The organism is Alicyclobacillus fodiniaquatilis (assembly GCF_042678105.1).
In the GTDB taxonomy this organism is placed as follows: domain Bacteria; phylum Bacillota; class Bacilli; order Alicyclobacillales; family Alicyclobacillaceae; genus Alicyclobacillus; species Alicyclobacillus fodiniaquatilis.
This window is the reverse complement of sequence record NZ_JBHUCX010000095.1, coordinates 47,012-73,154: the sequence shown is the minus strand read 5'-3', so window position 1 is coordinate 73,154 and position 26,143 is coordinate 47,012. Positions and strand designations below refer to the sequence as shown.

The following is a 26,143-nucleotide window of genomic DNA, read 5'->3' as shown; positions in this document are numbered from 1 at the left end:
GTCGGTTGGATCACCATGATCGTTCATCTTCTGGACAGGCACCCATCCGTTGTCCGCGTCATAGCATGCTTGACGTTAGGAGTGGTGATATATGGGTCAACTGTTCACCAAGGACAGGATTGGAGAAAACCTATCTCGGTTACCCGAATGGCAAAGCGAAGCATTCACTTGGTTGGCAAACCGAATTGCAGATAAGGAGAACACGTATCCGTGCGTGCCTGGCAGAATGGGTTTTTTGGCCGGGAATATGCGGTTTGCTTTTCTTGGGGATCCCAGGAGCGCAGATACGGGGGAAAGCCTCGCCGCACATTTACAGACGTATGGGCAATGCGCAAGAGAGGCAGGTCCTTACACCTCATTGGTTGTATTTTTCGAAACCACAGCAGATTTATCGGCGAAGCACAATATTGCACAGTTCGAGCAGTTGTTTTGGTCGATCTTGTCCGATGTGCATCGCCTGGACGTACACCCGTGGCCAGCAGACATTGCAGCGGACCCAGCGCATTTTGCCTGGGAGTTTTGTTTTGCCGGCGAGCCTTACTTTGTCTTTTGCACCACGCCAAGACATGTGGCGCGAAGAAGCCGTTATTCTCCATACTTTACAATGGCGTTCCAGCCCCGTTGGGTATTCTCGGACATCAATGCGTCGACCCCTTATGGTCGCAAGTTGAGAGAAATTATTCGCAAGCGACTACAAGCCTATGATGATGCACCCATCCATCCAGCGCTGGGATTGTACGGTCAAACAGAAAATCATGAATGGCAGCAGTATTTTTTGCGCGATGATGAATCGACGCTGACTCAGTGTCCTTTTTTGCACGGGGCATCCACGTTGCAATCCAAAGCACCGCAAGATCTCACAAATGCCTAGATAACGCGCGAAGTGAAATTACGCATATTGAAACGATTTTATGTTCGATCCCGTTTTTGATCCGCTGATTTTCCCCTTCCTCATTACATATGTGCATGCTAAGGCGCAACACCGTTGTGGGCGGTTGATAGTGTATGATCGCGTGCAGCCCTTCACATACTGGAATGGCTAGGGGGGATTCACATGGTCAATGAATATCTTATCCCTGCAAGAATGGGACTTGCAATTGCAGTGAAACAAGGCCAGACTGTACGCATTATTGATGTCGAGGGTGAGCAGGTGGCCGATTTTGCGGTATATCAGCGAATGGATCACTCAGAGCGGTTGGATCCATCCGTCACGATGGACGCCCTTCACGCTTACGTGGTGGGGCAAGACGATGTGCTCTACTCCAACAAATATCGGCCGATGTTTACCATCACGCGCGATTTGGTGCAATGCCATGATCTGCTCAATTCTGCTTGTCGCGCGGAGATGTACGAATTTCTGTATCAGAAAAGTGGACATCGCAGTTGTTATGAAAATTTGAATGAAGCCTTTGGCCAATTCGGCGTGTCCAAGCCGGATCAACATTACACATTGAATATTTTCATGAACACGGAATTGCTGCCAGACGGCCAGATGCTTGTCAAACGACCCAAGTCAAAACCGGGTGATTTCATTGATTTGCGCGCGGAAATGGATGTCATTGTCGGGATTTCGGCTTGTCCCTGTGAGGAGAGCATCGTGAACGGCTATGTTTGTACACCCTTGCGCGTTCAGGTACATTAGAAAAGACTTCGCATATTAGATGACCATCGTGGATGGCGGGCTACCAAAATACTAACCTTATTTTCAGAGTAGGTGGAATGATGAAAATTATCGATTTGTCGCAGACACTCGAACCAGGCATGCCACAGTATCCAGGGCATCCAGCCGCACAGTTCACCAGAATGAACTCGGTAGAGGAGCATGGATTTCAGATGACGGATTTTCATGCTGTGGTGCACGTTGGGACACACTGTGACGCGCCAGCGCACTTTATTGCAGGCGGCCAGACCATGGAAGCCATTCCTTTGGACAGATTTGTCGGCGACGCCGTCATTGTGGATGTGACGTCAAATGCCTCAATGGAACTTGAACCGAGTGTGCTCGATGGCGTGGATGTTCGCAAAGGAGATATCGTGCTGTTCCGCAGCAACATCTCAAAACAATGGGGAAATACGCGTTATCTGACCGATTACCCATATTTTACGGAAACGCTTGCGCATGAACTAGTTGCGCGGGAAATCAAGGCGGTGGGTCTGGACTTTATGTCGCCGGATCCGGTTGAAATCGACGACATATCGCCGGTTCACCATATCTTGCTTTCCCATCAAATCGGCATTGTCGAGAATCTGGTCAACCTAGATGAAATTCAAACAGCGCGCATATTTTTTTCTGCAGCGCCACTCAAAATTCAGGGTAGTGATGGCGCGTTTGCGCGAGCATTTGCAATCGATTTTGCATGAGTGCGTATCACAGATGGCAAAGGAAAAGAATCAGTGGTTTCACCGCGTTCATTCTCCTTCGCCATCTGTGGTGGCGAGCTGTTTCATGCGGCGGATGAGAATCATGACGGTGGACGCAATGCTAAGCACCAGGAAAACGGACAATACGATGTAAAGCCACCTCACCGTATCGACGTGATGCAGAATCAAGGTGATCAAAACCAGTATCCACCCAATGCCGCTAAAAAACCTCAATGTTTTATTGTACATTCATTCCCTCACCTGTCTACTTGGACTCCACCTCAAGCGAGGTGGGCTGCCGTATCTAGGGCTGACAAGCGTATAGTACATCGATCGTCGCTTAAACAGACTTCAGTTTCATTTTCATTGACGTCTGATGTTTTGCGTCTTTATACAGTATGGCCAAAATAAGCAATAACACAGCACTTCAAATACACTCAATCCTGTTTTGTGCGCGTTGCGCTTCAAACAAATTGTGGTGGTATGTGATTGACACCGGTACAAATATATGCGCTAATTGGTCGAATTTTGTGATATACTACTTATTTAAATAAAGATAAGTAGGTGGAATATATGGGTTTAGAATTCGAGATTGTCCTTAGGCTGGTGATTTCAGGGGTGCTCGCTGCCTTGATTGGGTGGGAGCGGAAAAGTCGTGATAAAGAGGCTGGACTGCGAACGCATTTCGTGGTTTCTGTCGGTAGCACGTTGATCATGTTGGTCTCCAAATACGGGTTTAATGACATTCTACATCCGTACACGGTTGTCTTGGATCCAAGCCGGATTGCGGCTCAAGTGGTCAGTGGCATCGGTTTTCTTGGTGCGGGAACCATCCTCGTTCAGCGGCAGTCCATCAAGGGACTGACGACAGCGGCAGGGCTGTGGGCCACCGCAGGTATCGGCCTGGCGATTGGGGCAGGGATGTACACGGCCGGGATCGCAGCCACGATACTTGTCTTGATTGCCTTGGAATTGCTCAATCGGACAGATAAATGGTTTTTCTCCAAGAGCAAACGCTTTGTCATCAGAGCGCTCAACATCAATCCGGTGCTCGCGACTCTGAATGAATCAGGATTTAAAATAAGGAAAATTCAAATCAACAATGCATCGACGTCATCAGAGAATCAAGAAGTGGCTTTGACCGTCATGCTGGAGGCAAAGAAAGACGCGGATATACAAACGCTCATCGTCACCATACAACAAATCACAGGCGTACTGTCCATCAAGGTGGATTAAGCAAAGCACACCTGCGATTCCCCCCTTCATGTTACTGCGCAACAGTTGGGGGGCTGTACTTGTCCAAATCTGCCTTCATTTTGTTCAAAGATTGCATCAGGTCGTCATATGCCCTTGCAGGCGAACCTTCCGAGTTCATGGCGTCATCGAGCGCCACCACAGTGGATGCGTCCTCATACAACTGACCGGTTGGACTGGACGGCTTACTGGCTTGTCCGATGGCTGTAATGCCGTTCAATTCCGAATCAAAAGTCGTTTCCTTGTTGTTTTTGACAGCTTGTTTCACTTGTGTATAGATGTTGTGGCACACGAGATACACCTGTGGATTGATGGTCGTATCCGCAGCGGATTGTTTGGCCGTCGTTTGTTTCGTATTGGCGTCGGTGTTCTTCAGAGATGCTTGTTGTGCGTCCCCGCATCCGCCTAGCACCATCATTGCCAACACACTCATTAAAACCACCTTGATTTTCACTTCTCTTACCTCCGTCAATTTATCCATCAAAGAGTTGCATTCTTGCATGGTTTGGCAACCCTAGTCGACTGATCTATTGCGTAGACTGCTGCAAATGTGTCCAACCTAACTATGATCATAACACGATCACGCGGGTGATGCGCCCTTCCACATGTAATGAGTTTTTACAGAAGGGTGTACATTGTCGTCGGAAACCCTTTTCACAAAAACCAATCTGGTTCAGCGATAGATGTATCTTGATGCTGCTATATTTGATATGTCCGATTTATACAAAATATAGGCCTCTTCCTGCAAAGACAAACAGTCGGAAAACTTTATACGATAGAAATGCCAACAACATGTTTTACAACATCTCGAGACGGAAAAGGAGCTTTACCTATGGTCAAACCTACCCGCAAATGGACCATTGACATCATTCACCATTCACACACTGATATTGGCTACACGGAGCGGCAAGAAAAAATCGAGCGCTACCATGTCCATTTCATTCGTCAGGCACTGCAGATCTTGCAGGACGCCAAGCGTGGCGCGAAAAAAGAATGGCTTGGTTTTAAGTGGACATGCGAGACGTTCTGGGCTGTGGAGCGGTTTTTGCAGCAGGCGACACCAGCGGAAAAAGCCGCATTTCAAGCGTTCGTGCAAAGCGGCGACATATCGCTTTCAGGCACATATCTGAATATGACCGAGTTGATTGACGCCCCGCTTCTTGCCCGCATGATCAATCGTTCGGTGGATTACGCAAAATCCATCGGCGTCACGGTGGATTCAGCGATGACGGCGGATATCAACGGCTACAGCTGGGGCTTCGCCCAATGTCTAGTCGACGCCGGGATCGAGCATCTGTTCTCATGCATTCATACACATCACGGCATGTTTCCACTCGGGCGAAAACAAACCCCGTTTTGGTGGGAAACGCCGCGTGGACAACGACTCCTCGTCTGGAACGGTGAACATTACATGGTCGGCAACGATCTCGGCCTAGCCCCGAATGCGTTTTTCTCCTATACCATTCACGACGAATTGGCCACGCCGTCCATCGCGGACAATCACTGGACAGCGATGGAGACGCGCATCATGCGCTATTTGCATCAATTGGAGCAAGAAGCGTACCCCTATGATTTCGTGCCTGTCATGCTTTCCGGTCTGTTGACCGACAACGCATCACCAAATGGCGCCATCATGGAATTGGTCAATCGCTGGAACGAGGCGCATGGAGAAGAAGTGTTCCTTCAGATGACCACATTGTCCGATTTCTTCGCTAAGTTGAAGCGTCAATCTGCGGAGATTCCGGTATATCGGGGGGACTGGCCTGACTGGTGGTCGGATGGACCGGCTTCCACGGCGGCGCACACACAGTTGTTTCGCGATGCGCAGCGGCAGTTTCGTCTCGTCACAAAATTAGATCCGCGCCACGAAGTGATTCCTGAAGCGAACATTCGCGAGATGGAAGAACAATTGACGCTTTATGCGGAACACACTTGGGGGTACTCCCACTCAGTGACAGAACCGTGGAATCCGATGGTTCAGTCTTTGGGTGCGCGGAAGGAAGCTTATGCGGCCAACGCCAGCCGATTAGTTCACACGGCAATGGATGCCATTCTGGAAGCAAAAGGAGAAGCGATGCTGGCGCCAGGGCGCGAGTTGCGCTTTAAAGTCCTCAATCCGCATGCGACAGACATCGTTGCAGACGCGAAAATGTATTTGGATGATTGGGAACTGCCGAAGCTCAAGCAGGGATTTGAAGTTCGCGACGAGGCATCGGGCGAGGTATATGCGCATCAATTGAGCCGTGTCAGCCGTGGCGCGCAAGTGGCCATCTCCACTCGGTTGCAGGCCGGCGAGGAAAAAGTTTTTCGTATCATCCCAACAGATGTACAAGAGGAGAAAACCACATCCAGCTTGCAATTGCTGGCGTTGGACAGAGTGAAAGATGTGCGTGATTTTCACGCTTTTGCCCCGGCGTTGCGCATGACCGAAAACGCCATCGAAAGTCCCCATGCCTTGATTGCCTGGGAAGCGGAAAAAGGCATCGTCCGCTGGCTGGACAAGCAAACGGGCATCGATCTCATCGATGAAGCAGCAGTACATGCCGCATTTTCACCCATTTATGAGGTGACGCCGGCGGATCGTCAAAACGAGATGGGCTCAGTGCGCAGAAAAATGGGACGAAATCGCAAAGGTATGAATGTGCAACGGGATATTGGAGCTTTGGTTAGCGTCACGGAAATCGAACGAGGGCCGCGCTGGTTGACGTGTGAGCTGACTTACAATGTCAAAGGCATGTCCTATTATGTTGTGCGCTTGACCGTCTTCGCGGATGAACCGAAAGTGGATGTGTCCGTTCGCCTGCACAAAGAGAGCGTTTGGGCGCCGGAAAATGTGTATCTATCGCTTCCTTTTCGCCTCGCTGACGGGCAGTTATGGCTTGAGAAAGCAGGCGCTGTCATCCGACCGGAAATCGATCAATTGCCAGGCACCGGCGCGGATTTTTATAGTGTGCAAGAGGGCGTCGCCTGGGTCGGATCGACAACGGGTCTGTCCATCGCCATGCCAGACTCCCCGCTTGTGCAATTGGGCCCCATCACGTTTGGCGAGCGCAGGTTGAGCGCCCAACCCAGCGTCGAGCGGTCAAATGAGCCGTTGTATGCCTGGGTTCTGAATAACTTCTGGGAGACCAACTTTAAAGCGACTGTGGGTGGGTTTTACGAGTTTCGCTATTCGCTTTTTTGGGGGCAGGACGTCAATTCGCCGGACAAGGCCATTGCGCAATGTCATCTGTTGAATCAAGGAACGGTCTGTTATCGGATCTGAAGTTTCGATTGAACTGCAAAGCGCCGTGCGTTTTCCTGCGACGGTGACAAGCGAACGCGCAACCGGGGCAGGGGAGCGGATTCCCCCCGCCCTGTGCATGCGTCATGCAGCTGTCTGTTTTGTGAGATGAGATGTGCTTGATATTACTTCTGGCGGATCAATTTGGTCAAGCGCCCGTCAGAAATCCATTCGACCAAATAGACGTCCCCGCTCGAGTCCACGCAAACGCCGTGCGGTGAACTGAATTTGTCCGGGCGATAGTACGCTTTCGGCAAGTTGGGCCACCCTTCTTGCTTGTAGGCCTGTTGATCTTCGCCTAGATGCGTGATCAACCTGTCTTCTTTGTCCAGGATGGTCAAACGGCTGTCTAAATCGGGAATGTACACTTCATCGCCGAAGAAGTAGAAGCTGCAGGGCAAGTCTAGATTGTGCTCCACAAAGCGCTTGTGTTGTCCCTCTAAGTCGAACACTTGAATGCGGTGATTGCGGCGGTCAGCGACATAAATCTCTGGTTCTGCCCCACGCAAATTGATAGAGATGCCATGTGGTTCAATGACCTGGCCAGGTTCAGAACCACGTCCGCCAAAACTGCGAATGTACTGACCTGCAGCATCAAACTGGTGAATGTAGTATTGACCGTATCCGTCAGATACGTAAATGTCCCCATTGGGCGCCACGCAGACATCTGTAGGGATATAGCGCCGCTCTGCGTCGTACAGATCCGGGCGATTTGGCGCGCCGACTTCCAGCAGGACTTCACCGCTTAACGTCGTCTTGACCATCAAGCCACGGTTGATATCGGTCAGATACAGGTACTGTTGCCCATCGTTGTCCGTGTGCAGATAAAACCCGTGCGCGCCGCCCTCGAACGCTTCGCCCCAGGAGGAGAGAAAGCTGCCATCCTTGTCAAAGACGATGACCGCATCCTTGCTGGTGTTATGTACGTAGACATTGTCATCCGCGTCCACGCACACACCATGTGTGTAACCGTATGAAATTCCTTCGGGGAGCTTTCCCCAGCCCAGCGCCACGTCATATCGGTGTGAAGCGCTGCCAATGGTCAGTGTCTCGGTTAGTGTTTGGGACATGTTTTTGCCTCCTTGTGGTTGGCCAACTGCTTAAGCGTTTTCATATTGTGAAAAATCGGCAGACGCCGATACGGCTATTTTACAAGAGGTGCGCGCCTTTGTCTTTGCAGAATCTCATCAGAAGATTGCATAAAACAGACATATTTTATGACGGCCTCTGGAAAACGCATGGAATCAGACACACCCCGCTCTGTATTTCCTTTTCCGAGAATTTCAGAAATCCGGCATTGGTGCGGAGATGTTGAAGCGTATATTAGTGTATATTTCGGTACTAACTCGAGCGCTCTGATCTATATGGTACGTTAATCAAGGTTAAAAGGCCGTCCATGACTCGCGAAGCCAACCGCCAACAGGATTTAATACATACGTACAGAAATCTCGCAGCACGTCCTGGTCTCCCCCGAAAGTTTGAATGCACAGCTCAAGTTTGTACGATAGATTGGCATCCTTAGAACGGAGGTCGGCCAACTGATACTTAGGCTTCACAGCCCACCATTGACGCAATACGAATATTGATTCAATGCAAGTTTGAATCAGATACATAGCAAGTAGTTGCCGCTCTGTCTGATTTTCATTATCGCAATAATCATCCCATAAGTTAGTGAGATGAAATCTAATTCTGCGAATGTTTTCATCGGACGCTTTGACTGGCCCGGCATGATAGGTTTCCCGTGCGAGTTTCTGTAGGTGTACCCATTTATCAGAGTTACCCCATACACAACGTCCCTGTGCCAACATAACCATAGGTGTTCCGATGTTGTTCGCATACTTACGTTCGCTGGCTATTTCTTCGTACCATGACCATGGGGCAACCATAAGTTCAAAGTCCTTACCTTGAAATACGATGTTTTCGCGTTTGAAAGTTGGAAATTCACCGATATAACATAGGTCGATATCGCTAGTTAACGTAGCCTGTCCAGTGGCATACGAGCCACACAAAATTACGGTTTCAAGATCTTCATTCAGGTGCGGGACGTCGTGTTGAAGAAAACTGTTTATCAGATGTTCGATTTGTGGATCAATTTTTTCCATGTACACCACCTTGATATATTCTTCTCAGATTGTCACCTGACTGTTCAAACGTGATGCTCAATTCATGCGAATACGCTCACTAGTTTTAGTAGGAGCATATTGCACTCTTCTACCCACAAGATAATCCCATTTGGATAAGTATTCTACATCCAATGAGTGCGTTCCTTGTCAAACGGGGCCGCTGTCTGCAGATGAGCTGTTAAAGCATCTTCATTCCCAAGGGTCTCATTTCGTCTTGTTGAAATACTCAAGTGTCACCTGAAAATGGGGTCTCAGGTCCTTGTCTCTGCTTTTATGGCGGATGAAGTTGAGAAAAGGTTCAGTAGATTTGTCCTTGGTCAGCTTTTTCGCGAAAAGCGAACCTGATGGCGTCGGCGTACGTCTGTATGGATGAAAGGGGGCGATTCCCTTCGCGAAATTGACAGATGAGCAATTGGTCCTCTGCGCCGTGCAAGGAGATCTGAACGCTTTTACAGATTTGGTGCAGCGCTATGAACGGACATTGGTGAACGTGGTGCATGCGCACGTTCGCAATGCAAAGGACGCGGAGGACGTCATTCAGGAGACGCTCATTCGTGTCTGGAAAGGCATCCCGCAATTGCGTGAACCGCAGAAATTCAAATCTTGGTTGCTGCAAATTGCCAAAAACCGCTGTTTGGATCACTTTCGCAAAGCCGCTCATCTGGATCAGCCTGTCGAAGATGCGCATTTGGCCCACTTGGTCAATCGGCATGGTCAGCAGTTTGCCATCCGGCACAGTCGCTGGGATGAGATCATCGCTGCATTGGCCGCCGTTCCAACTGCCGAGCGCAGTGCGGTGCAGTCATTTTATTTGGAGGGACTGACCATCAAGGAAATTGCGGCAAGAGGTGATCTTCCAGAGGGAACGGTAAAACGGCGCTTGTATGCTGCGCGCCATCATTTGCGGGAGAGCCTAGAGCGGCCGCACGAAAACAAATCGGGGAGGAAATGTGATGACTGAGCGAAAACAGTTCAACTTTCCCAATGAGATGCCTGCCATCTCCATTCAAGCGTGTTCTGCGCCGTCGATCACGGTCGACTGTTGTGAATTGCGCTGGTGGTTTGCGGAACCTAAACTTGGCACAGACGTTGCATATGCCATGTACGAAGCTGCTTCACCGGCGCCGCTGATCTCCGTCAAACGCCTGCAGGCCATCGGGATGGCGGAGATTCATGGTGTTGAAGCAGTTGAACTGCTTGTGACGGAAGAGAATCGGGCAAATCCAACTGAACAGATACAGTGGCATATGTACGCGCGCCTCAACCCTCATTCGGTCGAATGGCTGGCCACCGTCGTCAGCAGCGGGGGCAAGAAGATATTCTATACGTTTCGCGACAGCACGTTCGTAGTGGATTGGGGCGAGATCGCGCGAAAATTGGTCGATAATGGCCGCTTTCAGCGCGAGGCGGACGGGTACGCCATGCAGGATAGAGGCGCCAAATCCGCCTCGGGCGCGGGGATGTACACGGTGCAGATTGGCGAACAGAGGTACACATGCCTGCGCGTCTTAGATATTGATGACCAGCCCACAGCGTACGACACCTTGGTCGAAGCTTTTATCGATCCGGCGGGACGAACCGTTTTGTGCCGCCGTTACAATGGGCGGCTGTATCCGCATCAGCGTGGGCAGGCGTGGGATGAAGTGTACCCTCATAACCAGCGCATGAAGATAAACGGCGTCACGTTTGTTCATTGGTACGATTGCCTGCCCTCGTTTGTCTTTGCCGACGTCGCGGCCAACAGCCAATCATGATTTGCTGCAGATACGGTCGTGTGGCTTGACGGATGGCCAGCTTTGTGTCAGCGTTTGACAAAACACGTATGCGGTGTTTTGTCAAACGCATATGGCAAGCGAAGGTGTAAAGCGAGTGGAAAAGTATACGCTGTTGATCGATATGGACTCGGTCATTGTTGATTTGATGGGCAAATGGTTCGGCGCGTACAATGCGGACTACGACGACCATTTGACGGTGGATCAGTTGACGACGTGGAATTCCCATGAACTCGTCAAACCGGCGTGTGGCGCAAAAATCTATGATTATTTGGATAGGCCTGGTTTTTATCGCGATTTAAAGCCGTTGCCGCATGCCATTGAAGTGTTGCAGAGATTGCACGAGTGTTACGAGATTTATATTGTGACTGCAAGCCCAGTCAGCGCATTGCAGGATAAAGCGGCATGGGTGGAAGAACATCTGCCGTTCATCGGCGTGAAAAAGATCATCTTCGCGCACGATAAGGATCGCGTCGTAGGGGACCTTCTTTTTGATGACGCGCCGCACAATTTGCAAAAGTATATCGATAAAGGCAGGCTTGCTGTGGCGATGGACTATCCATATAATAAGGACCTAAAATGCAGGCGCGTGTCAAATTGGTTGGAATTCGAGTCTTCCCTTGCGGCGTGGCTCAAGGAATCTTAAGAGAATGAAGTGGGATGTATGGATACCCAGCTGTTTCATCAAATCGTATCGGACCAAGGACAGCTCTGCGGTGATAAAATCATCAAGCGGACACGACTGTATCAGGGGCGGACCGGCAGGCATGTCGAGCGTTTCGTCATTGAAACCGCCGCGGGTCCCGCCAGTTTTGTCTTTAAACCGTCCAGCTATCCCGAAACGGTGGGGAGAGAGCTTTGGCTGCAGCAACATTTCCTGCCCTTTGTAAAAAATGTGCAGTACCCGCGCATCCTTGCGACGAGCAGCGGTGGTGACGTGGAAACCTATTGGGCCATCTATGAGGACGCCGGCGAAATTTCGCATCAATTTACGGCAGATGACTACATTGCAGCGGCCAAGTTGATTCCCTGTTGGCACAGCATTTCTGTCGAGGGGCTCCCCCGCGCGTTTGCCCATTGGCAAGGCCGTGATCCAGCGGTCATTGCGCGCGGGATTCTGGCCAATTGGCAGAAGGCCACTGGCATTTTGGCAGTATTGCATCTTTCTTTGGACAAGGTCAATCAACTTCGAACGTGGGTAGAGGCCATCGGGTGCGATGATATGCAAGAAAAGGTGCCCTCGCACGCGGATTATCACATCGGCAACATTGGCATCAGTCATCACAGACTGATTGTGCTGGATTGGGAAAATGCGCATGTGGATTCTGTCTATTGTGATTTATACAGCTTGCTGGACAAGACACATCCACACTTTCGCAAAGCGCCACTCGACAATGAAGTGAGATTGCGGGCGCTGGACGCGTATGTGCGCAAGCGCAGAGAACTGGGCTGGCAGGGACCGCCGGACGACTTTGTTCTCAACTACTTTCGGTATGCGGTTGTTCACTCGATATGGATGCTTCTCTTAATCTGTGACGATCTCGACCGCGGTCTGTGGAACCGCGCACATCTCACATTGCAAAAGGAGGAGACCTACGGCGCGTTGATGGCGTGTTTGGCATATTTGGACGGATGAGGTGGTGTGTGCAGTTGGGACACAGACGGGTAGCCATTGTGACAGGCAGCGCCAGCGGGCTTGGCGTACAAACGGTGCTGGGTCTTGCCGGACAAGGGTATGACATCGTGATCAACTACCGGAAAAACGGTGAGCGGGCCGCCGAGTTGAAAGCGCAAGTGGAGGCTTTGGGGGTGCGTTGTCTGACCGTCCAGGCCGACATTTCACAGGAAGAGGGCTGTCAGCGGCTTGTGGCGGAAACACGCAGTGCATTTGCATCCATTGATATCCTTGTCAACAATGCGGGACCATACATATTTGAACACAAAAAAATGACCGAGTATACGAGCGACGAGTGGCATCAGATGCTGAATGGCAACTTGTCCTCCGTATTTTATCTGTGCAAAGAGATCATCCCCATGATGCGTCGACAACATTGGGGCAGAATCATCACGTTCGGATTCACACAATCCAATCAGGCTGCAGGTTGGCCCGGCAGATCCGCATATGCGGCGGCGAAGGTCGGCGTGGTGTCGCTGACCAGGACGTTGGCGCAGGAGGAAGCGGATGCTGGCATCACGGTGAACATGATTTGTCCCGGTGACATCACGGGCGAACATAAAGAGATGACCATTGCGGCGGCAGAGGCTGCCGTCCAGAATGCGCAGGGAGCGCAGCGTCGCTTCGGTGTAGGTGAGGATATCGCCAGGGTGGTGCGGTTTCTGTGCACACCAGAAGCGGACTTTATCACCGGCGCCATCGTCGATGTCAACGGCGGACTGACACTGGAGCAAATTGTGACTTGATGGCATCGGCGGATCGACAAAATTGGCAAGCGTCCAAGGGGGATGAAAGATGGATAAAATCAGGATCAATGGTATGGAGTTTTTTGCATACCACGGCGCCTTGGCAGAGGAAAATAAGCTGGGTCAGCGCTTTATTGTCGATACAGTGTTTTATTTGCCTTTGCAAGCGGCGGGTGAAACCGATGATTTGGACAAAACGGTAAACTACGCCTTGGCCTATGAGGTTGTAGGGAAAATTGTCTTAGATGATCCAGTCAAGTTGATTGAGACATTGGCTGAACGCATTGCGCACGCTTTGCTCGAACATTTTGCGCTCATCCAGCGCGTCGATGTCAAAATCATCAAACCGAACGCGCCCATTGCTGGTGTATTTAAGGACGTCTCTGTCGAAATTGAGCGTCATCGCAGTGCGCGCTAGGTTTTCTTGAACACGATTTTCAAATTCGGTGGTGAATCAATATGTCCATGCCCAAGCGAAAATGGGCACGCAACGTGTACTTGGACTATAACTCCATTTCCCTGCGCCTCGACGCGCTGGCCAGTCAACTTCGCGACGCCGAGTTTGATGCGCTGGTCATCGTTCTGCGGGGCGGTTCTTTTGCGGGGATACATATCGCTTTTTTGACGGGTTTGCCGATTCACTTCCTGCGCTACCATCGGCCAACGGAAACGGTGGAATGGGTTGGCGAGCCGCCCGAGGGCGAGCGGGTGCTTGTATGTGAAGATTCGGCAGGTAAAGGCCGTACGCTGGTGCACTGCCGGGATTTTGTCGCCGCATCTGGATATGAAGTATCTACGCTTGTGGTTTGCAAAATGCCCTTGTCTGCCGTCACACCTGATTACTGTTGTTTTGATTGGCAAGATGACGATGCTCGTGTGCTCTTTCCCTGGAACCGCTTTCGCATCAATGGGGAAAGCATCGGGGATGATCAACCGGATCACGCTTACGAGCGAAAAGCATGGGATTTGGACGGCGTCTTCTTGGATGACGTGGAACCGCATCTGTACAAAAGCGATTTGGCCGCCGCTTTGTCTTTTCGGGACAACGTGCCATTGGCCGCGTTCGCGCCGAAGCCCTCATCGCAAGACATCGTCATCACGTCAAGGCCGGCGTGTGACAGGGAACGAACCGAAGCTTGGCTGCGGAAGTACAACATCCATATCCCATTGGTGATGCGAGATGATGGCGTCGAGTCTCCGAGTCATGAAAGCAAGGCGCGCTGGAAAGGCGCGCGCGCGTTGGAACTTGGCTTTACCCACTTTGTCGAGAGCCACGCGGAGCAGGCTGCGTATCTAGCGCATCTATACCCAGAACTGCGGGTCATCTGGTGGAACCAAGGGAACCCGTTGGCGATTCAGGCTGCGCCGATTGATGAATGAACGTCGTGGAAACCGGGCACGGGGTAACACGAGATGAGTGCATGGCCATTCAAATCCATTGTGTTACCCTGGTGGGATTGTATATAGGGGGGCACCAAAGCTTCATTTGGACACACAATCGTTTTGTTCTTAAACTATCAGTTGGTGATCTAGCACTTTGTTACACTTACCTTGAGTAAAGTATGTATATATTTTGTGATAATAGAAAACCAAATTCACTACTTTTCCAATGATTAAAACTTTATTATGCTGATAGTATGAAATGAGTGGGGGGCGCGAATGAAAGATCGACAATGGCTTGTTTACGCCAGTTCCGTTGGTGGGCTGCACTGTATTGCGATCGCGCTGCTCTTTGTATCCGTTTTCCAGCATCCTGTATTGCTTGGCATGGCCTTGCTGGCTTACACGTTTGGGCTACGCCATGCCTTTGATGTCGATCACATCGCTGCCATCGACAATACGGTGCGCAAACTGGTGCAAGAACGGAAAAATCCCATGGGCGTAGGTTTCTTCTTTTCCTTGGGTCATTCCACAGTGGTAGCCTGTATGACGGTTGTGACGGTGTTTGCAGTTCACTTTGCGGCGCACAGACTGCCGCAGATGGAGAACGTGGGCGGCTTGATTGGCACGCTTGTCTCGGGGACATTTCTGCTGGTCATTGGCTGTGTCAATCTGTTTATCTGCCTTCAAATTTTTGGATTATTCATGCAAATGCGCCGTGGGACGGATGTTGCGCAGGAACTAGAGCAACAGTTGCACTCGCGCGGATTTGTCACACGACTCGTGCGACCCCTTTTGCAGTTGGTGACGAAAAGTTGGCATATCTACCCGATTGGCTTTCTATTCGGTCTTGGCTTTGATACAGCGAGCGAAGTGGCCTTGTTGGCCATTTCGGCCATCGCGGCCAAAAACGCGATTCCCTACAGTGGTATCCTGTCGTTGCCGCTCCTGTTTGCGTCCGGTATGAGCCTGATGGACACTGCAGATGGGATCTTTATCACCAACGCCTATGACTGGGCTTTTTCGACCCCGTTGCGCAAGGTCTATTACAACCTCTCCATCACGAGTCTCGGCGTGTTGGCGGCGCTTTTGACGGGCGGCGTCGAATTGATGCAGGTGCTCACGCCTAAACTGGGTTTGCACAGTGGGTTTTGGTCTTGGTTGCAGGGGTTGGACTTCAGTGCCATGGGGTACATATTGGTCGCGTTGTTTCTGGTGGTTTGGGCGGTATCCGTCTGTTTTTGGAAGTTTTTTCGCGTCGAGGAGCGTTGGTCAGAGTCACAGTCATCATAGGATCACGAGGACAAGATGGAGGTCAGCGATATGGATAGTATACAAGGCAAATACGAGGATTTACAGACGCTGCTGCGCTCGCTTGGCAAAGTGGTCGTCGCATTTTCCGGCGGCGTCGACAGCACATTTTTGCTTAAGGCAGCCATGGAGAGCTTAGGCAGAGACAAAGTGCTGGCCATTACGGCAGATTCGGAGACTTATCCAGTGCGCGAGCGCGAGGAGGCGATTCTGCAAGCCAAGGAGTTGGGGGCCCAGCACCAAGTGATTCAAACCAGTGAACTCGCCATTCCCGGCTATGCCGAAAATCCGACCAATCGCTGTTATTTTTGCAAGCAGGAATTGTTCTCTCATCTGATCCCGATTGCGCAAAAGCTAGGCTATCATCATGTCGCATTTGGCGCCATTGCGGACGATTTGGGCGAGCATCGACCTGGTCTGCAGGCGGCGCGTGACAAGGGCGTGCGCGCGCCGCTCTTGGAAGTGGGCTTGAAGAAGTCCGAGATTCGCCATCTCTCGCGTGCGTTTGGGCTTCGGACATGGGACAAACCATCGTTTGCCTGTTTGTCTTCACGGATTCCATATGGTGAAAAGATCACGACGGAGAAGTTGTCGATGATCGACCAAGCCGAGGATTTCCTCATGCAACTGGGGTTTCGTCAAGTGCGGGTGCGTCAGCATGAAAAACTGGCGCGTATCGAAGTCGCGCCAGAACACTTGATGGATATTGTGGCGGTGGCTGAGACGGTGACTGCAAAGCTGAAGGAGATTGGCTATGCCTACGTGAGCTTGGATTTGCAAGGATACCGTTCGGGCAGTCTCAATGAAATCCTTGCTGCACAAAAAGAACAAGGAGCATGAGTATGTCGTATCGTACCATCCTGGAGTCAGTGCAAAATGGGGCGTTGTCGATTGATGACGCGGTTGCGGCTTTAAAACAGGCGGATATCGAGGAGCTTGGCTTTGCCAGCCTGGATCATCAACGCTTGCACCGCAGTGGGTTTACGGAAGTGGTGTATTGCGCGGGGAAGACGCCGGAACAATCAGCGATCATTCTGGAACGGCTTGCCCTCCGCGGTGAGTGCAATGTCTTGGGCACACGGGCGGATCAGGCGGTATATGACCTGTTGCGGACCAAAGTCGATGACGCCGAATACGAATCGCTGTCGCGGACCATTGTCATTCGGCGAGGGGCGCAAAAGTCGGTGGGCCAAGTGTTGGTGGTGGCCGCAGGGACGTCGGATTTGCCAGTTGCAGAGGAGGCAGCCATTACGGCAGAGGTGATGGGCAATCATGTTGAGCGCATCTACGATGTCGGCGTCGCTGGGCTGCATCGCTTGCTGCGGCAGGTGGACGCGTTGCGTTCGGCGCAAGTCATCGTCGCCGTAGCGGGGATGGAGGGCGCGCTGGTCAGCGTGGTGACGGGTTTAGTAGATAAACCGGTGATTGCGGTTCCCACCAGCGTGGGGTACGGCGCTCAGCTCAATGGCGTCACGCCACTGCTCGCCATGCTCACTTCCTGTGTGCCGGGCATGGCTGTGGTCAACATCGACAACGGATTTGGCGCAGGCTACATGGCGAGCATGATCAATCAGATGGGCAGTCCAGCCTGATGTTTACGGGCGCATTGTACAAGTTTGAGCGGTAGCCGGTTCAGTTTCAGCAGAAGCGCACCGCGAACCATGTGAAGAAAGGGTGTCACCATGACCGTCGCTTTTATCGAATGTGTTGCCGGGGCCAGTGGAGATATGTTCCTGGGCGCTTGGCTGGATCTCGGCGTGCCAGAGGATACTTGGCGTCAACAACTTGCGGGATTGTCCGTGCACGAATACGAGATTGTGGTAGAACGCGTGAAACCAAGCGGCATTGCCGCGACAAAGGTCAATGTGCTGACCGCGCACAGCCATCACCATCGGCACTTGCCGGATATCGAGCGGATCATCGATGCAAGTGATCTGCCACTGATTGTGAAGGAGAAAAGTAAAGAGGCGTTCCACCACTTGGCTGTCGCCGAAGCCGCCGTGCATGGCACAGTGCCGGAAAAGATTCACTTCCACGAAGTCGGGGCGGTAGACGCCATTGTCGATATTGTGGGATCCATGATTGCCTGGCATCTGCTCGGACAGCCGACATGTGTCGTCACGCCGATTGAGGTCGGTGGTGGCACGGTCAAGTGCGCGCACGGGGTGATGCCTGTGCCTGCGCCAGCGACCGCGCGGTTGCTGGCGGGATTTCCCACGTATTCCTCTGGGCTTTGGGGCGAAACCACCACGCCGACTGGCGCCGCCATTTTGCGCACACTGGCACAGCCTTACAGCAAAAGGCCGTTCATCGGCAAGGAAGTTGGCTATGGCGCTGGGACAAAAGAACTGCCAGTCGCCAATCTCCTGCGCATTCAGCTCGGCGACTGGGCGCCTGCAACAATGCCGGTCAGTGCTGGTGCCGAGCAATCTGCCGCCGGGTTGCCCAAGCCGGTTTCTGCGGTCGTCATTGAAGCAAATGTGGACGACATGAGTCCGGAGTTTGCGGGATATATCATCGAAAAGCTACTGGCGCAAGGCGCGATGGACGCGACTTGGACACCGATGGTGATGAAAAAAGGGCGGCCAGCCATCCAATTGCAAGTGCTGTGCGCGCGTGAGAAGTTGCCTGCTTTGCAGGAGGAAATCTTCCGGCAGTCGTCAAGTATCGGGTTGCGCTACTATGACGTCGAGAAATTGGAACTGCCAAGGGAGACCATGGAAGTACAGACCAACTATGGCTCTGTCGCTGTCAAAGCGGCGAAATTGGGCGGAGCGACGGTGAATGTGGCGCCGGAGTACGAAACCTGCAAAAAGATCGCTGAAGAACAGGGTGTTTCGTTCAAGCAAGTGTACCAATCTGCGCTGGCGCAAGCCGTGGCAGATGACATCCATCGCTAGAATCCCAAGGAGGTTGCGATTATGGAAAAACGTCGTTTAGGTCGGATCGGACATATGAGCTCTGTCATTATTTTTGGCGCTGCCAGTTTGTCGGATGTGTCGCAGGATGAGGCGGATAAGTCGATTCAATTCGCGCTGGACGCGGGCATCAATCAGTTTGATACGGCGGCTTCCTATGGGGATGCGGAATTGCGCATGGGGCCATGGATGGCGCAAATTCGCGACAAGATATTCCTGACCACCAAAACGGGAGACAGGGATAGAGACGGCGCCAAACGCTCCATTGAGCGTTCACTGCAACGGCTACAGGTGGACAATGTGGACTTGATTCAGCTTCACGCGGTGACCAGTTTTGAAGAACTGGACAAGTGCACAGCGCCTGGCGGCGCGCTGGAAGCGCTCATTGAAGCCAAAGAACAGGGAATGGTCAAGCACATCGGCATCACGGGACATGGGCACATGGCCCCCACGGTGCACTTGGAAGCCCTGCGCCGCTACCCGTTCGAGACCGTGCTGACGCCATTGAATTTCATTTTGTACAACAACGCAGCATATCGCCAGTCTTTTGACGCATTGGCGGCCGAGATCAAAAAGCAAGACGCGGGACTGATGACCATCAAGGCGGTCGCGCGCGGCGAGTGGCCCAGCGAGAATGCAAAGCGGTATGCCACCTGGTATGAACCATTTGACGAGCAAGCGTACGTCGACAAATGCGTGTCATTCGTGCTGTCACAGGATGTCGTCACAGGCATGCCGAGCGCTGGGGATGTTCGCCTGTTGCCGAAAATTGTGGAGGCCTGTGCGAAATACGAGAAAATGGACGTCGCAGCACAGGGTGCGCTGATGGCAACCGCTGATCAATTCGCTTCGCCCTTTGGTGCATTTTGAGCCGGGCACGGTCGGTTCCACTGTGCTTTCAAATTGAGGAGGGATACGCAAATGCAGTACCGTTTGATGGGCAAGACAGGGTTGAAAGTCAGCGATTTGTGCCTCGGAACCATGACACTTGGTCGCGAGACAAATGAGGCGGACAGTTTTCGCATCTTGGATGCGTTTGTAGAGGCTGGCGGGAATTTCATCGATACGGCGGATGTGTATTCCCGTGGCGGATCAGAAGCACTTGTGGGGCGCTGGCTGAAGACCAAGAACCGGGATGACTATGTCATCGCGACGAAAGTGCGCTTCGCGATGGGCGATGCGCAAAACGATGTCGGGCTCAGCCGCAAGCACATTCTAGCTGGCGTCGAAGCGAGTTTGAAACGGCTCGGTACGGATTATATCGATCTCTATCAAGTCCACGCGTGGGATCCGTTGACCCCGTTGGAAGAAACGCTCAGCACACTGAATGATCTGGTGCACAGAGGGCTTGTCCGTTACATTGGCGCGAGCAACTTCCGGGCATGGCAACTGCAAAAAGCGATTCAACTCAGTCGGCAGCATGGGTGGGAGGCGTTTAGTTGCCTGCAGCCGCAATACAACCTCTTGTGTCGCGCAACCGAGTACGAATTGCTGCCGTTGTGTGATTACGAAGGGCTCGGCGTCATCCCTTGGAGTCCGTTGCGGGGCGGTTGGCTGAGTGGCAAGTTCCAACGCGGAATGTCCACACCGCCAGCAGACAGCCGCGTGTATCAGGCCGAGCAGCATGGCTGGGGCGAGTCCTGGAGCAACTACAACAACGAATACACGTGGGGCGTCCTCGATGCCTTGTTCGAGGTGGCCAAGGAATCAGAGAAAACGCCAGCCCAAGTGGCCATCAATTGGCTGCTGCAACAGCAAGCGGTCACGGCGCCGATCATCGGCGCGCGGACAATGGAGCAATTGAACAACAACCTCGGCGCGTCTGGCTGGTCCCTTTCAGCGGAACAATTGGCCCGTTTGGAAAGCGCGAGCAGATTGCCGGTGACTTATCCGTATGATGTGGCTGCCGAGCAGCAGCAGCAATCCGGCCGTGCAAAGTAAGTGCAGTGGCGCGTTGGAATCCCCGGTGAGATGTGCGCACCGGGGATTTCGTGTGTCCATTACGAAAGTAGCATACATGGCTTGAAAATACACACTCGCCAAATGAAAGGATGTTTCCCATGAAGACCGTACATCGTGCACATCAGAGTTTACAAGGCGTGCCATTTACCCAGGTGACCATCAGAGATGCGTTTTGGGCGCCGCGATTAAAAGCGCATCAGCACAGCACGTTGCGCGCATGCCTTGAACAGTGTGAAAAAACGGGGAGAATCGCCAACTTCGCAAAAGCTGCAGGTCGAATGGAAGGCGACTTCGAAGGGATCTTTTTTAATGATTCCGATGTCTACAAAGTTCTTGAAGGGGTTGCGTATTCCCTCATGAATCAGCCGGATGTGGCGCTTGAAAAAAAGGCGGATGAGATCATTGCGTTGATCGCGGCTGCGCAAGAGGAAGACGGCTATTTATTGTGTTATTTCACATTGGTGGCGCCTGATAAAAAATGGACCGACATGGACAAACACGAAATGTACTGTGGTGGGCATTTGATCGAGGCGGCGATTGCTTACAAACAGGCGACTGGGAAGCGCACGTTGTTAGATGTGGCATGCAAGTTGGCGGATCACTATGATGCGCTGTTTGGACCAGGCAAGCGCCATTGGGTGCCTGGGCACGAAGAAATCGAATTGGCGTTGGTGAAGTTGTACCGGGAGACGGGACAAGAGCGCTATTGGAAGCTTGCGCAATGGTTATTGGAAGAAAGAGGACATGGGCATGGTGAAGGCGCCATTTGGGACAAGCCAGAATGGGGGCCAGCCTATTGTCAGGATGATAAGCCGATCCGCGAGATGACGCATGTTCATGGGCATGCTGTTCGCGCGATGTATCTTTACACCGCGATTGCGGATGTGGCGGCCATGACGGGGGACGAAGGATATCTTCAGGCGCTGCATCGACTTTGGGAGAGCGTCGTCCTGCGCAACATGTACATCACAGGGGGTATCGGTCCATCCAAGCACAATGAAGGATTTACAGAGGACTACGATTTGCCCAATGAAACGGCTTACTGCGAGACCTGCGCATCGGTGGGCATGGTCTATTGGAATCATCGCATGAATTTGTTGCATGGGGATGGCAAGTATGCGGACATCGTGGAACGGGCAATGTACAACGGCGCGCTCGCGGGTGTGTCCCTATCAGGAGAACAGTTCTTTTATGTAAATCCACTGGCGTCGAATGGTGCGCACCATCGTGTGGCATGGTATGACACCTCGTGTTGTCCGACGCAAATCTCACGCTTCATCCCTTCCATTGGAAACTATATGTATGCGACTTCTGCTTCTGGCATCATCGTCAATCAGTACATTGCAGGTGATGGGATTATTGATTGGGACAAGGGGCGTGTGAAAGTCACGCAGACCACAAATTATCCGTGGAACGGAGATATCGGGATCGCGCTTCATTTGGAAGAGAGTTCGTTTTTTTCCGTTCGTTTGCGGATGCCAGGTTGGTGTAAGAGCGCAAAGATCGCGGTGAATGGCGTGGCGGTTTCTGATTACAAATTTGTTCAAGGCTACTTTGAATTGGAACGAACCTGGCAAAGTGGAGATAAAATTGCGATTGAACTGGATATGCCTGTTGAGATTGTGCGGGCAAATCTGAAGGTGAAGGAGAACACAGGAAAAGCTGCGATTCAGCGGGGCCCTTTGGTTTATTGTTTGGAGGAGATGGACAATGTTGCTGGCGCCGAATCATGTTATATCTCCTTAGAGACAAAATTCAAAGTCGAACATCGCGAAGATCTGCTAGAGGCCGTTTCCGTGGTTAAGGGTATGAATCCACGTGCGCAAGGTGAATTTCAATTGATCCCGTATTATGCATGGGACAACCGCGAACCAGGCTGGATGAAAGTGTGGTTGGAAGATCTCAGGGATCGCGATGGTGAACATACGCTTTATTTTTGATAGAAGATAGCCGCTTGTTTGCGCCGAATATGGGCGTTTAGAGGAGCAATGGAGGTTTCTGCTATGAAGTTTCATAATCCGTTATTGCCACCGCCTTCAGCAGACCCATGGATCATTCGTCATGGCGATTGGTATTATTTCTGTCGTTCGAAAGACAATCATATTGAGGTGATCAAGTCGCCAACGATTACAGGGATCGGCAGAGGAGAAAGGAAAAATGTCTGGTCTCCACCTGCGGAAGGGCCTTGTAGTAAAGAACTCTGGGCGCCGGAACTTCATTACTTGCAAGGAAAATGGTATATCTATTTTGCGGCTGACGATGGCGACAACGTGAATCACCGGATGTGGGTGTTGGAAAGTGTTGAAGATGACCCGCAAGGAACGTACATTTTAAAGGGACAGTTAAAAGCTGTGACAGACAAATGGGCAATTGATGGTACAGTGCTTGAAATGACAGATGGGCAACTTGTGTTCATTTGGTCTGGTTGGCCAGAAGATAAGAATGTGACACAGGTGTTGTACATGGCGCCAATGAGCAACCCTTGGACCATTTCTGGCGAGCGTGTCTTGCTATCTGAACCGACGTATGAGTGGGAGAGACATACGTATGTGGACGGGCCTACGGTCAATGAAGGACCGCAAGTGCTGAAACATGGCAACTGTATTCATATTGTCTACTCAGCTAGCCATTCTAGTATAGAAGCGTACTGCTTGGGCCTGCTGACATTTCGAGGTGGTGATGTTTTAGAACCGACCAATTGGGAAAAGGCAGCACATCCTGTATTGAGCAAAAATCCTAAAGCGGGTGTCTATTCAGTTGGGCATTGCTCTTTCACCGTTTCTCCCGACGGCACAGAAGACTGGATTTTGTACCATGCTATGACAGATCCAAACGGAGGATGGGGAAATCGGAGCACTCGCGCTCAGCGGTTTACATGGGCCGTTGATGGTAAACCGATTTTTGAAGCACCCGTGTCATTGGAAAAAGCATTGGATGTACCTGCAGGAGAATCTGTTCAGGCTACACACTAACCTTAAAAATTCACATCAGAAAGAGTGATTACATGACAACGACATGTCCACGTCCAGAATACCCTCGTCCGCAGCTGGTTCGGACACATTGGCTCAATTTAAATGGAGAATGGGAATTCGAAATCGATCACGGTCGCAGTGGCCGCGCCAGAAACCTGGCTGCATCCGAGCCTTTCAGTCAGAAGATTGTGGTGCCTTTTTGCCCGGAAAGCAAACTGTCCGGCATTGAGCACAAAGATTTTATGGCCGCCGTGTGGTATCGGCGTACGTTTACGGCGCCTGCAGACTGGCAAGGAAAACGGTTGCTTCTGCATTTCGGGGCAGTGGATTACGACACCGAGGTGTGGGTGAACGGGCAGAGTGTGGGCACACATCGCGGCGGCTATTCGTCTTTTGCCTTTGAAATCACCAATTTTGTAGAGGCGGGCGAAAACGTCATCACCGTCTGCGCAGAAGATGACAATCGCTCCGGCCTGCAGCCGCGTGGCAAACAGAGCAGCTTGTATCATTCGCACGGTTGCGACTATACGAGAACCACGGGCATTTGGCAGACGGTTTGGTTGGAGTGTGTCAATGAAACCTATATCTCCTCGTTAAAATTCTACCCGGATCCGGAGAATGCGTGCGTGCATGTGGAGGCCAAACTAGATGGCCAGATCAGCGGCGATACACAGCTTCACGTCCAAGCAACGTATGACAAGCAGTCCGTCGGCAGTGCTGTAGCACAAGCGTGCACGACAGATGTGCGTGTGACAGTCCCATTGTCAGAAGTGCACTTGTGGGAAGTCGGAGCACCGCGGTTGTACGATTTACAACTGCAGGTGGTGCAGGCCAATCAGGTTGTGGACACGGTGGACAGCTATGTGGGCCTGCGCTCGGTGTCACTCAAGGACAAGGCAATACTCATCAACGGCAAATCGGTGTTTCAGCGTCTGGTGTTGGATCAAGGCTTTTATCCCGATGGCATTTACACAGCGCCGACCGATGCGGACTTGCGGCGGGACATTGAGCTGTCGATGGAACTTGGGTTTAACGGAGCGCGCCTGCACGAGAAGATGTTTGAAGAGCGGTTTTTGTACTGGGCGGATCAGCTCGGTTATCTCGTTTGGGGCGAACAGGCCAACTGGGGGCTCGATATCACGACGGCAACAGGGCTGGAGCGGTTTTTGCCTGAATGGATAGAGGGTGTGGAACGCGATTTCAACCACCCTGCGATTGTCGGTTGGTGTCCGTTCAACGAGACGTGGGATGGCCCGAAAAACGCGCGGCAAAATGACGAAGTGTTGCGCATTGTCTATCAGGTGACAAAGGCCCTCGACTCCACCCGGCCGGTGATTGACACCAGCGGCAACTTCCACGTGGTCACAGATATCTTTGACATTCATGATTACGAGCAAGATCCAGCTGTGTTTGCCGCTAAATTTGAACCGATGAAACAAGGCGGTGAAGCGTACAACACCTTCCCGCAACGGCAGCGCTACGAAGGGCAGCCGTACTTCGTCAGCGAGTACGGTGGAATCTGGTGGAATCCGAATCAAAAGGATGAGAAGTCTTGGGGCTATGGAAATCGACCGACATCTGAGGAAGAGTTCTTGCAGCGCTATGAAGGGTTGACGACGGCACTGCTGGACAATCCGAACATTTGCGCGTTCTGTTACACGCAGTTGTACGACGTGGAGCAAGAGGTCAACGGATTGTATACGTATGATCGGCAACCGAAGTTCGACGCAAAAATCATTCGCGCCATCAACACGAAAGCTGCGGCGATTGAGCAGGAGAACTTGGTGGCGAGCGGATCGACCGACAAATAAACAATCGGCAAGACAGGTTGTACACCCCGAGGTCACATTGGATGATCTTGGGGTGTCTTTTTGTGATCATTTGTCTGCATTTACAGATTGATAAATATTTAGTGTCGCTATAGAATATAAGCCGAGGTGAGTTTGGTGACAGCGGAAGAATCCCTTGAACAACTGTTTGATCATTTGCATACCATCAACCGTGCCATCAGATCAGGCGCGCATATAGAGGGGGTCGCACCGATTACACGTGTGCAATGGATGATTCTTCGGCACTTGCATCACAAACCGGGGAGCACCATCGGTGAATTGGCGCAAAGGCTGGACGTCAAGCCAAGCACCATGTCACAGATGCTCGACAGGTTGGAAAAGGTGAATCTGATTTCGCGCTCGAAAAGCGCGGAGGATTCCCGTATCCGGCACGTCAGTCTGACTGCCACAGCAGAGGGCATGATGCACACGATGTGGGCGGCTTCGCGCTCGCGACTACAAAATGCGTTTGACCAGTTTGCGCCTGATGAGCAACAGCATCTGTTGACATTGTTAGGCCGGTTGGCTGGGAATGTGACAAATGGCTGACAAGGGCG

26 protein-coding genes are annotated in these 26,143 nt (G+C 51.8%); 22 read left to right on the top strand and 4 right to left on the bottom strand.

Going from position 1 to position 26,143, the window contains the following annotated elements; all coding sequences use genetic code 11:
* Positions 1 to 91 precede the first annotated feature (91 nt).
* The 3 genes from ACFSB2_RS23470 to ACFSB2_RS23460 all read left to right on the top strand — a co-directional run bounded on the left by ACFSB2_RS23470 (position 92) and on the right by ACFSB2_RS23460 (position 2,361).
* Positions 92 to 871 carry a YqcI/YcgG family protein gene (locus ACFSB2_RS23470; protein WP_377945534.1) on the top strand — a complete coding sequence of 260 codons (780 nt, stop codon included), beginning with the start codon at positions 92 to 94 and terminating at the stop codon, positions 869 to 871.
* Between the two features lie 183 nt (positions 872 to 1,054).
* Positions 1,055 to 1,642: a DUF1989 domain-containing protein gene (locus ACFSB2_RS23465; RefSeq protein ID WP_377945533.1), complete on the top strand. Its 588-nt coding sequence runs from the start codon at positions 1,055 to 1,057 to the stop codon at positions 1,640 to 1,642.
* Positions 1,643 to 1,722: 80 nt separating this feature from the next.
* On the top strand, positions 1,723 to 2,361 hold the full coding sequence (locus ACFSB2_RS23460; RefSeq protein ID WP_377945532.1) for a cyclase family protein: 639 nt from the start codon (positions 1,723 to 1,725) through the stop codon (positions 2,359 to 2,361).
* Between the two features lie 48 nt (positions 2,362 to 2,409).
* Here ACFSB2_RS23460 and ACFSB2_RS23455 read toward each other — a convergent pair whose 3' ends face one another.
* Positions 2,410 to 2,610 carry a hypothetical protein gene (locus ACFSB2_RS23455; RefSeq protein ID WP_377945531.1) on the bottom strand — a complete coding sequence of 67 codons (201 nt, stop codon included), beginning with the start codon at positions 2,608 to 2,610 and terminating at the stop codon, positions 2,410 to 2,412.
* A gap of 324 nt (positions 2,611 to 2,934) precedes the next feature.
* Here ACFSB2_RS23455 and ACFSB2_RS23450 point away from each other — a divergent pair, with 324 nt between their 5' ends.
* A complete protein-coding gene (locus ACFSB2_RS23450) occupies positions 2,935 to 3,597 on the top strand; it encodes an MgtC/SapB family protein (protein ID WP_377945530.1) in 663 nt (220 codons plus the stop codon).
* Positions 3,598 to 3,628: 31 nt separating this feature from the next.
* On the opposite strand, the gene ACFSB2_RS23445 is transcribed toward ACFSB2_RS23450, so the two are convergent.
* Complete coding sequence (locus ACFSB2_RS23445; protein ID WP_377945529.1) at positions 3,629 to 4,069, bottom strand: hypothetical protein; 441 nt, start codon at positions 4,067 to 4,069, stop codon at positions 3,629 to 3,631.
* A gap of 378 nt (positions 4,070 to 4,447) precedes the next feature.
* Between ACFSB2_RS23445 and ACFSB2_RS23440 the strand changes: the two genes are divergently transcribed.
* Positions 4,448 to 6,880: a glycoside hydrolase family 38 N-terminal domain-containing protein gene (locus tag ACFSB2_RS23440; RefSeq protein ID WP_377945528.1), complete on the top strand. Its 2,433-nt coding sequence runs from the start codon at positions 4,448 to 4,450 to the stop codon at positions 6,878 to 6,880.
* 143 nt (positions 6,881 to 7,023) lie between these two features.
* Here ACFSB2_RS23440 and ACFSB2_RS23435 read toward each other — a convergent pair whose 3' ends face one another.
* Together ACFSB2_RS23435 and ACFSB2_RS23430 are read right to left on the bottom strand one after the other, a co-directional pair.
* Complete coding sequence (locus ACFSB2_RS23435) at positions 7,024 to 7,968, bottom strand: 6-bladed beta-propeller (RefSeq protein WP_377945527.1); 945 nt, start codon at positions 7,966 to 7,968, stop codon at positions 7,024 to 7,026.
* Positions 7,969 to 8,280: 312 nt separating this feature from the next.
* On the bottom strand, positions 8,281 to 9,000 hold the full coding sequence (locus tag ACFSB2_RS23430) for a nucleotidyltransferase domain-containing protein (protein ID WP_377945526.1): 720 nt from the start codon (positions 8,998 to 9,000) through the stop codon (positions 8,281 to 8,283).
* 418 nt (positions 9,001 to 9,418) lie between these two features.
* On the opposite strand from ACFSB2_RS23430, the gene ACFSB2_RS23425 reads away from it, so the two are divergent.
* From ACFSB2_RS23425 to ACFSB2_RS23345, 17 genes are all read left to right on the top strand, one after another.
* The gene (locus ACFSB2_RS23425) at positions 9,419 to 9,982 is read left to right on the top strand and encodes an RNA polymerase sigma factor (RefSeq protein WP_377945525.1); all 564 of its coding nucleotides are present in this window, start codon (positions 9,419 to 9,421) and stop codon (positions 9,980 to 9,982) included.
* Positions 9,975 to 10,775: a hypothetical protein gene (locus ACFSB2_RS23420; RefSeq protein ID WP_377945524.1), complete on the top strand. Its 801-nt coding sequence runs from the start codon at positions 9,975 to 9,977 to the stop codon at positions 10,773 to 10,775. The genes ACFSB2_RS23425 and ACFSB2_RS23420 overlap by 8 nt, the downstream gene beginning before the upstream one ends.
* A gap of 115 nt (positions 10,776 to 10,890) precedes the next feature.
* Positions 10,891 to 11,439 carry a 5' nucleotidase, NT5C type gene (locus ACFSB2_RS23415; protein WP_377945523.1) on the top strand — a complete coding sequence of 183 codons (549 nt, stop codon included), beginning with the start codon at positions 10,891 to 10,893 and terminating at the stop codon, positions 11,437 to 11,439.
* 18 nt (positions 11,440 to 11,457) lie between these two features.
* A complete protein-coding gene (locus ACFSB2_RS23410; protein WP_377945522.1) occupies positions 11,458 to 12,429 on the top strand; it encodes a phosphotransferase family protein in 972 nt (323 codons plus the stop codon).
* A 14-nt stretch (positions 12,430 to 12,443) separates the two neighbouring features.
* Positions 12,444 to 13,214 carry an SDR family oxidoreductase gene (locus ACFSB2_RS23405; RefSeq protein WP_377945521.1) on the top strand — a complete coding sequence of 257 codons (771 nt, stop codon included), beginning with the start codon at positions 12,444 to 12,446 and terminating at the stop codon, positions 13,212 to 13,214.
* Between the two features lie 49 nt (positions 13,215 to 13,263).
* Positions 13,264 to 13,632: a dihydroneopterin aldolase gene (gene folB / locus ACFSB2_RS23400; RefSeq protein ID WP_377945520.1), complete on the top strand. Its 369-nt coding sequence runs from the start codon at positions 13,264 to 13,266 to the stop codon at positions 13,630 to 13,632.
* Between the two features lie 41 nt (positions 13,633 to 13,673).
* Entirely contained in the window at positions 13,674 to 14,594 is a 921-nt protein-coding gene (locus tag ACFSB2_RS23395) for a hypothetical protein (RefSeq protein WP_377945519.1), read from the top strand.
* Positions 14,595 to 14,873: 279 nt separating this feature from the next.
* Entirely contained in the window at positions 14,874 to 15,887 is a 1,014-nt protein-coding gene (locus tag ACFSB2_RS23390) for a HoxN/HupN/NixA family nickel/cobalt transporter (RefSeq protein WP_377945518.1), read from the top strand.
* A 30-nt stretch (positions 15,888 to 15,917) separates the two neighbouring features.
* Positions 15,918 to 16,745 carry an ATP-dependent sacrificial sulfur transferase LarE gene (gene larE, locus ACFSB2_RS23385; RefSeq protein WP_377945517.1) on the top strand — a complete coding sequence of 276 codons (828 nt, stop codon included), beginning with the start codon at positions 15,918 to 15,920 and terminating at the stop codon, positions 16,743 to 16,745.
* A gap of 2 nt (positions 16,746 to 16,747) precedes the next feature.
* The gene (gene larB / locus ACFSB2_RS23380) at positions 16,748 to 17,497 is read left to right on the top strand and encodes a nickel pincer cofactor biosynthesis protein LarB (RefSeq protein ID WP_377945516.1); all 750 of its coding nucleotides are present in this window, start codon (positions 16,748 to 16,750) and stop codon (positions 17,495 to 17,497) included.
* 90 nt (positions 17,498 to 17,587) lie between these two features.
* Positions 17,588 to 18,805, top strand: coding sequence for a nickel pincer cofactor biosynthesis protein LarC (larC, locus tag ACFSB2_RS23375; RefSeq protein WP_377945515.1), 1,218 nt, complete (start codon positions 17,588 to 17,590; stop codon positions 18,803 to 18,805).
* A gap of 21 nt (positions 18,806 to 18,826) precedes the next feature.
* Entirely contained in the window at positions 18,827 to 19,693 is an 867-nt protein-coding gene (locus ACFSB2_RS23370) for an aldo/keto reductase (RefSeq protein WP_377945514.1), read from the top strand.
* Between the two features lie 51 nt (positions 19,694 to 19,744).
* Positions 19,745 to 20,764: an aldo/keto reductase gene (locus ACFSB2_RS23365; protein ID WP_377945513.1), complete on the top strand. Its 1,020-nt coding sequence runs from the start codon at positions 19,745 to 19,747 to the stop codon at positions 20,762 to 20,764.
* Between the two features lie 119 nt (positions 20,765 to 20,883).
* A complete protein-coding gene (locus tag ACFSB2_RS23360; protein ID WP_377945512.1) occupies positions 20,884 to 22,725 on the top strand; it encodes a glycoside hydrolase family 127 protein in 1,842 nt (613 codons plus the stop codon).
* 63 nt (positions 22,726 to 22,788) lie between these two features.
* Positions 22,789 to 23,757 (top strand): glycoside hydrolase family 43 protein, encoded by a 969-nt coding sequence (locus ACFSB2_RS23355; RefSeq protein WP_377945511.1) that lies wholly within the window; start codon positions 22,789 to 22,791, stop codon positions 23,755 to 23,757.
* A 32-nt stretch (positions 23,758 to 23,789) separates the two neighbouring features.
* On the top strand, positions 23,790 to 25,568 hold the full coding sequence (locus tag ACFSB2_RS23350) for a glycoside hydrolase family 2 protein (protein ID WP_377945510.1): 1,779 nt from the start codon (positions 23,790 to 23,792) through the stop codon (positions 25,566 to 25,568).
* 135 nt (positions 25,569 to 25,703) lie between these two features.
* Positions 25,704 to 26,135 (top strand): MarR family winged helix-turn-helix transcriptional regulator, encoded by a 432-nt coding sequence (locus tag ACFSB2_RS23345; RefSeq protein WP_377945509.1) that lies wholly within the window; start codon positions 25,704 to 25,706, stop codon positions 26,133 to 26,135.
* The last annotated feature ends 8 nt before the right edge of the window (positions 26,136 to 26,143 follow it).